The organism is Paenibacillus sp. 01T442 (assembly GCF_056398345.1).
Genome location: NZ_JBFTPF010000063.1, coordinates 16,361 through 29,690, shown reverse-complemented (window position 1 = coordinate 29,690; position 13,330 = coordinate 16,361). Strand labels below are relative to the sequence as shown.

At 47.0% G+C, this 13,330-nt stretch carries 10 protein-coding genes; all 10 read right to left on the bottom strand.

The window, feature by feature from the left end; all coding sequences use genetic code 11:
- The coding region (locus AC1DLM_RS28245) for an amidohydrolase family protein (protein ID WP_477571822.1) at nucleotides 1-980 on the bottom strand (980 nt) is incomplete at its 3' end.
- Nucleotides 981-1,001: 21 nt separating this feature from the next.
- Nucleotides 1,002-2,063, bottom strand: a complete 1,062-nt coding sequence (locus AC1DLM_RS28240) for an ABC transporter ATP-binding protein (protein WP_477571821.1) — start codon at nucleotides 2,061-2,063, stop codon at nucleotides 1,002-1,004.
- A gap of 15 nt (nucleotides 2,064-2,078) precedes the next feature.
- Nucleotides 2,079-2,867, bottom strand: a complete 789-nt coding sequence (locus AC1DLM_RS28235; protein WP_477571820.1) for an ABC transporter permease — start codon at nucleotides 2,865-2,867, stop codon at nucleotides 2,079-2,081.
- Nucleotides 2,868-2,871: 4 nt separating this feature from the next.
- Nucleotides 2,872-3,693 (bottom strand): ABC transporter permease, encoded by an 822-nt coding sequence (locus AC1DLM_RS28230; protein ID WP_441987446.1) that lies wholly within the window; start codon nucleotides 3,691-3,693, stop codon nucleotides 2,872-2,874.
- A 27-nt stretch (nucleotides 3,694-3,720) separates the two neighbouring features.
- The gene (locus AC1DLM_RS28225; RefSeq protein ID WP_477571819.1) at nucleotides 3,721-4,653 is read right to left on the bottom strand and encodes a nucleoside hydrolase; all 933 of its coding nucleotides are present in this window, start codon (nucleotides 4,651-4,653) and stop codon (nucleotides 3,721-3,723) included.
- Nucleotides 4,654-4,721: 68 nt separating this feature from the next.
- Nucleotides 4,722-5,831, bottom strand: coding sequence for an ABC transporter substrate-binding protein (locus AC1DLM_RS28220; RefSeq protein ID WP_436245623.1), 1,110 nt, complete (start codon nucleotides 5,829-5,831; stop codon nucleotides 4,722-4,724).
- Between the two features lie 243 nt (nucleotides 5,832-6,074).
- On the bottom strand, nucleotides 6,075-6,422 hold the full coding sequence (locus AC1DLM_RS28215) for a hypothetical protein (RefSeq protein ID WP_056619026.1): 348 nt from the start codon (nucleotides 6,420-6,422) through the stop codon (nucleotides 6,075-6,077).
- A 245-nt stretch (nucleotides 6,423-6,667) separates the two neighbouring features.
- Nucleotides 6,668-7,735: an alpha/beta hydrolase gene (locus AC1DLM_RS28210; protein ID WP_477571818.1), complete on the bottom strand. Its 1,068-nt coding sequence runs from the start codon at nucleotides 7,733-7,735 to the stop codon at nucleotides 6,668-6,670.
- Between the two features lie 152 nt (nucleotides 7,736-7,887).
- Nucleotides 7,888-12,090 (bottom strand): endo-1,4-beta-xylanase, encoded by a 4,203-nt coding sequence (locus AC1DLM_RS28205; RefSeq protein ID WP_477571817.1) that lies wholly within the window; start codon nucleotides 12,088-12,090, stop codon nucleotides 7,888-7,890.
- Between the two features lie 120 nt (nucleotides 12,091-12,210).
- Complete coding sequence (locus AC1DLM_RS28200; protein ID WP_477571816.1) at nucleotides 12,211-13,203, bottom strand: endo-1,4-beta-xylanase; 993 nt, start codon at nucleotides 13,201-13,203, stop codon at nucleotides 12,211-12,213.
- Nucleotides 13,204-13,330 lie beyond the last annotated feature (127 nt).

Here is a 13,330-nt window from a genome sequence, read left to right as displayed (position 1 = left end):
AGCTGTTCTAGATTGGAAAGCAGCAGGAAATCGCCTATCTTGCCAGGGGCGATTACCCCGCGGTCATACATCCGCATCCGCTTGGCTGGAGAGAGTGTGCTGGCATAAATGGCCTGCTCGGGCTTCATACCCATGCCGATTGCTTTGCGCACAATATGATTCAAGTGCCCGCGGTGCTGGAAGGAGTCAGCCATCACATCATCAGTAACGAAGCAATAATGCTCGGATACATCATGATGGATTAAATAAGCCATAACTTCATCCGTCATTGATTTCTCTTGAATTTCGATGAACATGCCCGCAGCGATCCGGGCTTCCATGCCCTCAATCGACTGATGCGTATGATCCGAGTCAACTCCGCTGTAAATCATCCGGTGCAGGTCCAAATCCAACAGCTTAGGCACATGCCCTTCGATGATAAGATGCGGATAGTTGGCACGGACATGGTTGATGATTTGATTTGTTTTGCAATCGGGGTCTGTAATAACATCAACGAAATTCATGATTTCACCCAGACAGATGATCCGCTCCGTACGTAACAGCTCGTCCAAATCGGCGATATGAATCTCGCCGCCTGTCGTTTCCATGGATGTCGCTGGAACCGAGCTCGGGATCGCATAGAACATGTCCGCGACAGTGTCCTGACTTGCTTTCATAAACTGCTTGACTCCATCCAGTCCGAAGACGTTGGCAATCTCGTGAGGTTCGGGCACAATGGTTGTGACCCCATTACGGATGAGTCCGTAGGAGAACGTCTCTGGTGTCACCATCGTGCTTTCAATATGCAAATGGATATCGATAAGACCTGGAATCATGTAACGGCCATTTCCGTCCAAACGTTCCGCGGCTTCGAAACTTTCCGATCCTCTTTTGCCAATATATAGAAATTTACCATCCAGTATGGCTGCATTGCCATGGATAAATGTTTTAAAATAACTGTTATAAATATGAACATTTTCAATCAGTACATCAATGCRCATCTGTCTTCACCTCCAAGTCCACTACTCAACGATTACTAATTTCTCACCTGGAAAATGAAGCCGAACCTCTTGCCCATTCGCGTAAGGAAGCTCCATCTCTTTATTCACGGTGAAGGAACCAAGTTCCGTTTCAATCACATACTGATAGCTTCGCCCGAGGAACGTGCTAACCTTGACGCGGCCGCTCACGCGATTGGCCCCTGCCTCAAGCTCATCCAGGGTTCCCATCACGACATCGTCCGGACGAATAGCTCCTTGCTTGCCTTGCTGTTCGCCTTTACTCGCATGCTTGGTTACAGCGAACATATAATTTTTCACCTTGAGGGCAATCTCTTCACTGCTATCAAATCGTGACTCGAAGGTGATAAAATTCGTAAACCCGATAAACCGCGCCACGAACTCCGTCTTAGGATATTTGAATATCGTCGCCGGAGCGCCTAGCTGCTCGATAATCCCTTTATTCATGATTGCTACTTTATCGGAGATCGAGAAGCACTCTTCCTGATCATGCGATACATATACCGTCGTAATGCCCAGCTCCTGCTGGATACGGCGGATCTCCACCCGCATGTTGACGCGCAGATTCGCATCCAAATTGCTCAGCGGCTCGTCGAAGAGCAGCAGTTCCGGCTCGATGACGAGCGCCCGCGCAATCGCGACGCGCTGTCTTTGACCGCCCGACAGCTCTTTAGGGTAACGCTTCTCGAAGCCGGATAAGCTGACGACATCGAGAATGTGACGCACACGGCGATCCAGCTCCGCCCCACTCACTTTGCGCAAGCGTAGGCCGAAAGCCACATTATCGTAAATCGACAAATGAGGGAATAGCGCATAGCTCTGGAAAACGAAGCCAAAATTGCGTTTATTCACAGGAACACGCGTATAATCTTTTCCATTCAAAGAGAAAGTGCCTGATTTCGCCTCGATGAATCCTGCTATAAGCCGCAAGGTCGTCGTTTTCCCGCATCCGCTAGGACCAAGCAGCGAGATCAAGCTTCCTTTTTCAACACTTAGGTTAAAATCCTGCAGAATATAGTGCTGGTCATAGGCAACCGAAATTTTTTCCAGTGATAGCAATGCCATGAATACAAGCCTCCGTTATCGTTTGGTGAAATAGGATAAACCCATCAACCGTTCAATGATGAACATAAGTACAGCTGTGAACAGCATCAGCAGTACAGAAATAGCAGCAATTGTCGGATCAAAATGATTCTCCACATAAGTCAGCATCTGAATAGGCAGTGTACTGACCCCAGGCCCCGTCATAAAGACTGAAATATCCACATTATTAAAAGATTCCAAGAATGCAATCAAAATTGCCGCAATAATCCCGGATTTGATATTTGGCAGTACGACTTTAAAGAAGGTCTTCAAGTGGCTGCTGCCCAAGCTTAACGCGGCTTCTTCAATCGCAAAATCGAAATTCGATAAGCTAGAAGCAATTACTCGAATGATAAAAGGCAGCATGATGACTGTATGTCCAACCAGCAAGGCCGCATATATCGGTAGGTGGTACACCACGATCAGGTACTTGAGCATCGTAAAACCAAGTACAATACCAGGAATTAGCACCGGGKAAATGAAGATCGCATTGAGCGTTTCCTTCCCTTTGAACGCAAATCGGCTTAATGCGTAAGCGGCAGGAATCCCCAGCAGCAGCGCAAATAAATTACCGAGCAGCGATACGATGATGGAAGTGCTGAACGTCGACATGAACATCTTGACGTCCAGGATGTTACGGTACCATTTTAAAGAGAAGCCTGTCGGCGGGAATTTCAAGATACTCCCTGGCTCAAAAGATGCAAATGCAATGATGACGAGCGGCCCGAGCAAAAATAGATAGACAAGAAGCGTAAATACGGCCAGCCCTCGGTTCTTCTCCCGCATATTTCTACCCCTTCGGATTTAATTTAACAGCCAGTTTGTTCATCAGTGCGATGACCACAAAAGTAATCACAATCATAATTACCGCAATAACGGAGGCGAGATACCAATCATTCAGCGTAATCGCGTTCTGATATAGGAATGTGGAGATAACCCGCTGCTTGCCTCCGAGCAAAGCCGGTGTCGTGTAGGCCGTCAGACTGCCCACGAAGACTAGAATACTTCCTATGATTAATCCGGGTACGCTAAGCGGCACGATGACTTTGACGAAAGCTTTGAAGCGACCCGCTCCCAAGCTTTCCGCCGCTTTCAGCAGATCCGGATCTATATTCTCAAGAACACCCACCAAGGTAATAATAATGAGCGGCAGGAATAAATGGACCAGACCGATCATCATCGCAGCAGGCGTGTACAAGATATCGAGCGGCTCCTTGATCAAGCCAATAGCGATCAGCGCATTATTCAGCAGCCCCTTTTTGCCCAAAATAATCATCCAACTGAATGACCTAACAACAGAGCTGGTGAGCAGCGGAAAAATCGCTAAGGCAAGCAGAATCGCCTTCTGCCTTGGGCTTTGCTTGGAGATGAAATAGGCAACCGGGAAGCCCACCACGATGCATAGCAAGGTTGTGACCACACTAACACGCAGGGTCGTCCATAAAATTTTCAGAAAGTAGGGGTCCTTGAAGAAACTCCAGTAACCGGCTAATGTGAAGCTGCCTTTATTGAAAAAGGTTGAACCTATCGTAAGAAGGATCGGAACCACCATGAAAACCGTCAGGAACAGTAATCCAGGCAGCAATAGTAAATATAAATACGTTTTTTTCATGTAGCTTTACTCCTGTTCCTGGGTTCGCTAGGCGCGCAATGCGCGGATAAATTGGTCTAGAAAAGCTTCGGCGGACACTTCCATACACACATGGACATTAGCAGGCTTAGCCAATCGGCTTTGGAAATCACAGACCGTTTGCCCGTCGCACAGCTCACTTCGGGTTTCTACATCTACGTAATAATGGCGGGTGGTAACCAGATCTTTATTCAGCGCCACCCCGACTGCGAGCGGGTCGTGAAGGGCGCAAGCCCGTACACCGTTGCGCTCTTGATAACGTTGCATGTAATCTGCTGTGCTTTCCTTGACATAGCGGCCAATCGGTGTATCTCCGAGCGAGCGGATATGTTCTTCTGTCAGCAGCGCCTTCCGGGTCACATCCAAGCCTACGAGCGTTATGGCCGGGAATCCCGCATGCAGCACGATCTTTGCTGCTTCTGGATCGACGTACATGTTATACTCCGCTGTCGGCGTCACATTCCCGAAACCTTGGACAACGCCGCCCATTACAACAACTTCGCGGACCTGATGAATCAAGTCTGGGTATTTCATAACAGCCATGGCCAGATTCGTCAGCGGCGCGGTCATAATAAGCGTGACTTCACCTGTGTGCTGCTTCACTTGCTCAATGATGAAATCGACTGCATGTCCTTCAGCCGCGCACATGTGAACCTGCATATCGCTTAAAGCTCCGCCAAGTCCATCCTTGCCGTGAACGCGATGTTCAAAATAAGTTGTGCGCAGCAGAGGCTTATTCGCCCCTTTAATGACTGGAATCTGCTGCTCCATTCCCAGCAGCTGCAAGACTTTGCAGGTATTCAGGGTCGCTTGGTCAAGTGACACATTGCCGTTCACCGTAGTGATACCTAGCACTTCCATTTCCCCGCTGCCAACAGCCAGCAAAATGCCCAGCGCGTCGTCTACGCCTGTATCAACATCAAGGATGACCTTCTTAGTCATGATAAACCCCMTTCCATTTCATACAGACAAGGGTATATCCATAATCATATACCCTTGTTCAATTTCAACTATTGAGTGACTTCTTTATTCCAGCGGTCAATCCAACCTTTAAGGTTTTGATTCACGAATTTCATGTCCAATTTGCGAAGCTTGCTTACGACTTCTGTTCCATAAGTAATACCTTGCGCTTCATCAGCCGAGAGCTGAAGTGTCGTATTCACAGGTGAATCGATTTTGGACTTTGCTGATTTTTCTTGGACTTCTTTGCTCAAATGCCAGTTGATAAAATCTTCAGCCAACTGCTTATTTTTACTTCCTTTGATCACGTTAACCGTATTCATGACAGCGTATGCCCCTTCAGTCGGGGAAACAAACTTAGTTTCCGGTACAGCCGTTTTCAAATCCTTTACATACATTTCCATGATTGGCCCAGCGGCAATTTCCCCTTGCGCGAACATGTTCACGAATTCGGAAGTTTGCCCGTAGTATTTGACGACGCCTTTATTTAGTTCTTTCACCTTGGCGAATGCTTGATCCGCATTGAACGTTGTGTTGCCTGCAACGACCGATGCCGCATCAAGGATCATTGGACCTGTTGTCGACGTGATGCTTGGCAATGTCAGTTTCTTCGCAAGCTCAGGACTCCATAAGTCGCTCCACGACTTGATTTCTTTACTCGTCGCCTTCGGATTATAGGCGATTCCCAACCGACCAATCGTATAGGCAGGACCATAGTCTTCACCAAGCGGAGCCTTAGCCAAATCGTAGATGTCTTTCAAATTCGGAATACGGGTGCGATCAATCTTTTCAAAGAGTCCAGCTTCAATACCTTGCTGTGCATAGTAATCGGATAAATAGATAAGATCCACTTTGGAACTGCTGCCTTGCTTCACTTTGTTCAGACGCTCCGAGTTGTTCCCAATTTCCAGTACGATCTTGACGTTGTGCTCTTTCTCAAACGGCGCATATACTTCTTTCTTGAAGAAGTCATCCGAGAAGCCCCATGTAGAAATGACTAATTCGGTAGGCGCTCCTTTGGCTGTTGCCGTCGGTGCCGTTGAAGCTGGACTTGCGCTTGCAGTACCCTGATCTTTGGACGGAGCTGCGCCGCATCCTGTGAGAGCTAGTCCCACCACGGACAGTGAAATAAGGCTATGAAGCATTCTTTTTTTCATCATGAATAACCTCCCAAGTTTGTATATCTATATTTTGAAGCGTCAAACCCTTGTCAATTTTTACTAGTATGCTACCCTCGGCTTCATATCTATGCGCAAAAGCAATAATAAACAGAAAAGTGCCCTTGATAGAAGAAATCTTCTAATCAAGAGCACTTTTCATCGTAAACAATGTAAAGAGACATCTACGGATATACATGCGGTTTCCACTTAAGATAGATCAAAAGTGAAACACCATGGTCTAAGCTATTCGGTTTGTTTAAGAATGATGTTCGTAATTGCCCATTGCGTTGGCGGATCATAATCTCTTAATACCGCATCCATCGATAATCCCATCTCTTGTTCCAACTTCTCGCGGATTCTTTTCTTATATATCGAAGACATATAGAAATCCACTTCGTGTTTCAAAGTCGGCGCCTCGCCTTCAAGCGCGGTAGAACGGGGGGAACGACGATGCTTTGCATGAAAAGTAATGATGTTCTGATCCAGCGATACCTTCAGTAAAGTGGTTCCAAAGCCGAACAATTCTTTAGAAATCTCGTTATATAGGTGACACAGCTTCTTCTTGTACTCATTAGAATCTGATTGGGACATTAAAATCACCTTCAAGAACGATTATTGACTTTTATGATTTCAAATCTATCTTAATAATACATAGGATTACTGAATTAATCAAGCAAATCGTTCGCCTTTTTATCTATATTGACTAATTATAAAGAGTACATCACTGAGAAATATGCCATTTTCCCGAAATATCTCTCATGCTTTGTAAGAATTAATACTTCCACTGAAGGTCCATTCATTCAAATTTCATCAATCACATCACTCTTCGCAAAATATTAAAGTGTTTTCCTCACAACATGGGATCTTGCATGATCATTATAATTTTTGAATATCAATCGACTAAAATTGTAAGCACCGTTATTCCAAACATGGAAATCATGAAAACCATTCTTAATCCGAATTTGATAAAAATGATAAAGAGGATTCCCCGAATGTATAAGCCCATCTATAGATTTTATGTAGCTGCCATTTGCTACTCCGTCTGCATCGCCGCAGGTGGTATATAGTAAATGAAGGTCATAGAAGCATGATGTAAGACTGACTCCAAGCGTTTTGCCATCACTTGACGTAGGAGCGTTGGAAAAAGCTCCGACATTAGCAAACAAATCTATCATGCCTGGAGCGAGCACAGTCTTGTCCAACCCGTTATTCCAGGGACTCTCTGTGCCAGTGATTCGCGTCGAATCATGGCGGTATCCGCCGAGTATCAGATTCAAGGCTTGCATTCCCCCCATCGAAAGCCCGGCGATCGCTCTGCGCCTGCGGTTATATATGATTCCCTCAGGTGAAGTGACTGTTATATCTGCGAAGGTTTTGTAATTGGATTCTATAGATGGAATTAGATCATATCTCAACTCATAATCGAAGTAATAGAATCCCAGCATATTAGTTCCTTCGGAATTAAAGGAGCTATCCGTCCAGTCGTACGCGCTTCTTCCGTTGGGAAATACAACGATCAGCGGTTCGATATCGCCGTTTACAATAAGATTGTCAAATAGATTGCAAATGATGAATCGTCCGTCGGCCTTACCGTTACTGCTTAACCATTCATCTTGATCCCCACCTACTCCATGAAGCAAATACAGTACATTATATCTAACAGTAGAGTCCTTTGGATCATAACCCGCAGGCAAGTAGACGTTGCATTTCTTCAATATCGCATCTCCTGCAACCGTTTCTCTTCCTGCTTCACTGGCATCTATGTTCCTATCTGTTACAAGCTGTCGAGACAAATGAATATAGTTGCCTACCTTATAGGAAACCTCCTTAACCGTACCTTGAGTCTCTTCATTAACTGATCGCAGATATTCGGCAGGCACTGACGTCACATTTATGCTTCTCATGGATCATTATTGTCCCTTCGGATATATTCTTTCTACAATAAAAAATCATGGCCAGCAGAGACCTGAACAGCATTTGATCCCGTAGCCCAAAACAAAGCTGCCGCACATGAAATTCACGTGCGGACAGCCTTCCTTATTCATGCTCGCGAGCGTTATTGTACCTGTTGAACATCCAAAATCCTAATCATACTAACCGCCGCTTCTGCACGGGTGCTGAAAGCCTTCGGCTTCAGCGTACCGTCTTCGTAGCCGTTCAGAACACCCTTAGCGGTCATAGCTGCAATCGGCCCTTGTGCCCAGGCGGAGACGTCCCCACTATCCTGATAGTCCAAGCTGCTGTTGGCAGATGCCAACTGCGCGGCACGTGCAAGTATTACAGCCATTTGTTCCCTAGTGATGTTGTCATCCGGCCCGAAGTTTCCAACTTCATAGCCATCCACGATCCCCAGCGTGGATGCAGTTGCAATGGCTTCCTTCGCCCAATGGCTGCCGGTATCAGTAAATCCCGCACTTCCAGTTACCGTAAAGTGGAAAGCTTTGACGATCATAGATACAAACTCGGCTCTTGTTACGGCTGCTTCAGGTCGGAATGAACCATCTTGGTAGCCATCGATCACACCTGTCTTCACTAGGGCTTGAATGCCTGCTTCCGCCCAGTGTCCTTTAATATCATTTAAGGCCGGAACCCCGACAGGTGCTGGCTTATTTTCCGCTAATACCGCAAACTTGGTGAAGTGCGTCACACTGCCGGAAACGGTACCTTTCTCCCGATCGACCTTTATGTCGTCCAGTTTGACCCATTTGCCGGTTTCTTCGTTGTACCAGTACAGCGCCAGCTCATGCTCATCGTCTAACAAGCTGATGTTGAACGGAAGGGTGATCGTGACTGGTTTCTGGAACGGTCCTGCTACGTCCTTGATAATCTCGTACACATCTCCAGCCAGCTTCAAATCCGGATCCGGCTTCAGTTGTGAGATGTCGCTCAACTTTTTAATGCTCACGTATATGTCACTGCCTATTGCTCCTGCCGGCAAGTCAACTGCCGCCCCATTATTCTCTACCTTGCCTCCTGTATCTGTTTGCACCTTAACCGCCCCTTCTGGTTCTGCGGTCGAGACAGAGGAAGTCTGCGAGGTCGACGGGGTGGATGTCTGCATTTGCTCAAGCTTCAAAACGCCGAATCTCGAGGTATTCTGATAGGATTGCCCTGTTGGATCGCTCCAAGAAAATACGCTGTCACGGCTTCCTCCGTCCTGATCATTATTAACCTGGAAGTCAAATCCGATCACGGTTCCAGTTTGTGGAGTAATCGTATCCAGCGCTATAGCCGCTTCTACAACGTAACCTCCATCAATAATTTTGGTAGCCGATGTATAGTTATTTTGGGTTGCGTGGCCGCCGACGGTCTTTACATTTTTGAAATTGATCCGGTATTGACCATCGTCACTTTGGTAGCTGTCCGTTTTTCCGTTGTTCTGGTCAACGAAAATCTCCATCGAATCCTGCTCCCATGCGTTGGCATTGGCATCACTCAAATTGCTGTCTAACACAACGGCATAAACATAGAGGTTATGCTCATCCCACATGGTACGCAATTGAGCTTTGGCGACTGCATTGTTATGCTGCTCTACCATCACATCAGCCGTATAAACCGGTGCGTTCGCCCACTTGCTGTCCATTTCGCCATCGATTGCAGGAGTTCCGTAAGAAGCACTTGCCACTTTTACGGCATCGATATAAGTCAAGATCCCGTAACCAAGTAAGTCATTGTCCTGCGTGTTCCGTGGATCACTCCAGGATACGATAACGCCATTGCTCCCATGCTCCGTACCGTCATTAATCCCCTTATCGGTGGCTCTTACGTCAAACTTCACTCCCTTGCCTAATGTGCCTGCCATCGGGATTGATGCTTGCAACACATAACCGTCAGTTCCTTCTGTAATTCGAGCATCATTTCGTGCGAATGTATATTTCTTAATGCCATAGTCATCCACGAAGAGTTCTATTAGATCCGTCGCGGTTTTGGTCATGTCTTTGACCGCTATGCGGGCATACACATTTTGTTCATCCCACAAGGTTTTCACTTCAGCCTGAAGGGTACCTAATTGTTGCGTTTTCAATGCCGGAACCGTGTTCCAAACCGGATCTGAAGCATTAGCCGGTGTACCTTTCGCTGTATTTGCTGTCTGCGCGGTTATTGGAAGATGKGATGGTGTCAGCGTCTTTACTGCTTCAATCATTCCCCAATAAGCATATTTGGCTTGATACTGCACATCGAAAGGGAAAGGAGCATCTTTACGGGTTGTACCTTGGTTATCAAGCCAGGTATGATCATCTGCAATCCCCCATATCGTAACATTGCTGATCCATCCGTCAGGATTATAGGCCTGCGTGTTCGAGGCAGCATGTTTGCCCTCATTGTCCAGCCGAACAAGCTCTTGGAACAATTGCTTATAACGGTAGACTTGTTTCACAAGGCTGGTATCATCATAGCTGGTGGAACTGTTGTCGGTATAAACCGAAACGTCAAGCTCCGTTATTTGATTGTCGAGCCCGGCTTCTCCGAATTTCCGTATGGAATCAGAAATTTGCTCGATCGAAGGACCGCCAATGCTGATGTGCGTTTGATGACCCACACCGTCAATGGGAACTCCCTCGCCTTTCAGCTTTGTCACCAAATTGAACAAAAAGTCGCGTTTGGCCGGATCCTGCGTACTGTAATCGTTGATATACAGTTTAGCGTCTGGCAACTCTTGACGAGCAACCCTAAAGGCTGTACGGATGAAATCCAAGCCAGTCAGCGTATACCACTCGCTCTTCCGCATGCCGTCCGGCTGTCCAGGATCAATAACTTCGTTGACCACGTCGACGGCATTGATTGGCACTTCCATGGAACTATAGTGACGTGCCACGGTTTGGATATACGTCGTCAGACGGTTAAGCACCAGCTGTTTATTCTCCGGTGTAGCTGCAAGCGGCTGGCCCTGCGCATCCTTAAACATCCATTCAGCAGCCTGCGAATGCCAAGCGAGGGTATGCAGCCGGAAATTCATCGTGTGATCCTTGGCATATTGTGCGATCTTGTCTGCTTCCGTCCAGTTCCATTGCCCTTCTGTCGGTTCCAGAGAACCCGGCTTTGTAGCATTCTCAGCTACGAGCGAGCTATAGTGATAATCCAGAAGCGTGTGAACATCGGAAGTAAGCTGATCTCCTGTTACGGCAGCACCGACTTTGAAGTTGTCCGCATAGATGTCCTTCAATGGATCAATATCCGTTTGAATCGGCTTCGGCCCGGATACTTGACCCACATAGGACAAATTGAAATCGTCTATATAGAAGGATCTTGTATCTTCGTACTTATTGGCTACTTCCACGTATGCATTCAATACGGTCGGAGTGGCAGCAACGGTAAACGCACCGGTCAATTGTACCCATTGATCAGAAGTTACCGTCACGTTTGACGAAACATTCGTATATGTACTATCGCCGCTCTGCACAGAGAGCCGCAATACAGTCGGGGATTGTCCCGGAGCCATTTTTACCCAAGTGGACAAATTGTACTTATAGCCCTTGGACATCTTGCCAAGGACATTCAGCAAAGGCCCATCATATTGCTCTGATACCGTGGTCAGCAAGCTCTTGGAGCCGCTTGTGGTGTGATTGTCTGCCGTCGATATATCGATATTGCCGGAGCCGTTTCTGCGCACCCAATTTCCTTGTCCGTCCTCAAAGGAGGATTGGACCCCAGTTTGGTCAACTGTTCCCGAATCAACCGGTGCAGCCGGCGTGACATCAGTTAACTGTACTTCATCGATATAGAGGTCCTCCGTAGTGGTGGAAGCTGAATCCGACTCCACCCATATTTTGAACGCCTTCGTATCACCTGGAAGCTCGTATCCCTTTAGTTCAAAAGTGGTCCATTCAGTGGAACTAACCGACTTATTCACCACCAGCCATGGATATTTATTGGTCAGCGAAGCAGCATCGACATTGGAAGCGATATGGAAATTATCGGTTCCTGCTCCGACTTTAAGCTTCAGTGACAAATCATACGTATGGCCAGCTTGTGTGTACGAAGTCAAATCCAGGAACGGGGAGCTATTACTTGCAGCACGGTTCGTCATCGCCAGGGATTTGGAGCCATCGGAGGCCGTTGCCGACGTCACGGCAATTGAACCGTCTCCCATCCAGGATACCTTAACCCAACCGCCAGTTTGGTCGTCTTCAAAACTTTGGGACAATACGGCTGTATTGCCGGAAGCCGATGCCATCACGGGCACTAGAAGTTGGGGGGAGATCATCCCAAACAGCAGCACAATTGCCATCCATACATGAAGTTGTTTTCTCACAAGCATTCTCATCCTCCTATTTCTGCAATCGCTTACAATTTTATTTCAATTTCATTCTACAACTTAGATAATTGGCTTCACATACTCAAATTAAAGAACAGTCCCCCCTTAATTATGGCAATTTGCCTACCCGATTACACGCCAAAATGCCTGCTTAGGCCGAAGATCCCCATCAAATAGAAACGGCCAATTCTTTCTGCCGCGAACAGKGAAGTTGTCCAACCAGGTATAGTTATCAGCCGCTCCCCAGAAAGTTACCGACGTAATGACTTCTCGATACTCCTTAAATAGCCTGAAGATCTCTTCGTACCTCTGCTGCTGCAGCTCCACCATTTGCTCGGTGGGCACACTCAGATCAGTCCGCCTGTCCTCAAATTGAAACATGGAAAGATCTAACTCGGTGATGTGAAGCTCCAGATCGAGGGAAGCGTATAGCTCGATCGCTTGACTTATTTCATCCAAGGAAGGACCATAGATATTCCAATGTCCCTGCATGCCGATTCCGTGGATAGGAACCCCCTTCTCCTTCAATGAACGGACGAGATTATAAATCTTATCCCGTTTGACAGGCTCTGTCTCGTTGTAGTCGTTATAGAACAGAAGTGCATTCGGATCGGCTTCATGGGCTGCCTCGAAAGCATGGCGGATATAATCCTCACCGAGAATCTCCAGCCATTTGGTACTTCGCATCACCAGATCCACCTTGTCCTCGATCGCCTCGTTGACCACGTCCCACGCATAAACCCTCCCCTTGTAACGACTGGCTACCGTACGGATATGCTCCTGCATCCGTAAGAGAACCAGTTCTCTACTGGCAGGACCGCCGGAAGGGCTTTCAAACACCCAATCGGAGGTTTGATTATGCCAGACCATCGTATGGCCCCGAACGGCAATCCCGTTCTGCATGGCGAAATCCATGATTTCATCCGCTGTCTCAAATGTGTACCGCTCTTCCTCAGGRTGGATCTCCGCGAACTTCATCTGGTTCTCCGCTGTAATGCTGTTATAATGCCTGGCGATGAAGTTTCCTTCGGATCGGATAGTCTTCGTGCTAACAGCAGCTCCGATTCTGAATATGCCCTTATAAGCCTCGTGTAAGCTCGGTACCTTGTTGTTCATAGATTGATAAACCTCCTCATCATCCCCTGTTTAAACAGGCCTTCTATGTTATATGATATAGAATCTGACTACACTTACCATTCACAGATTAAAGATCTCTCCCCCTTTTCTTAAAATCTTTCAAGAT

Excerpts from the sequence above, each read along its gene's own strand:
- AC1DLM_RS28240 (WP_477571821.1), bottom strand. The coding sequence starts at position 2,063 with ATGGCATTGCTATCACTGGAAAAAATTTCGGTTGCCTATGACCAGCAC.
- AC1DLM_RS28230 (WP_441987446.1), bottom strand. The coding sequence starts at position 3,693 with ATGAAAAAAACGTATTTATATTTACTATTGCTGCCTGGATTACTGTTC.
- AC1DLM_RS28225 (WP_477571819.1), bottom strand. The coding sequence starts at position 4,653 with ATGACTAAGAAGGTCATCCTTGATGTTGATACAGGCGTAGACGACGCG.
- AC1DLM_RS28220 (WP_436245623.1), bottom strand. The coding sequence starts at position 5,831 with ATGATGAAAAAAAGAATGCTTCATAGCCTTATTTCACTGTCCGTGGTG.
- AC1DLM_RS28215 (WP_056619026.1), bottom strand. The coding sequence starts at position 6,422 with ATGTCCCAATCAGATTCTAATGAGTACAAGAAGAAGCTGTGTCACCTA.
- AC1DLM_RS28210 (WP_477571818.1), bottom strand. The coding sequence starts at position 7,735 with ATGAGAAGCATAAATGTGACGTCAGTGCCTGCCGAATATCTGCGATCA.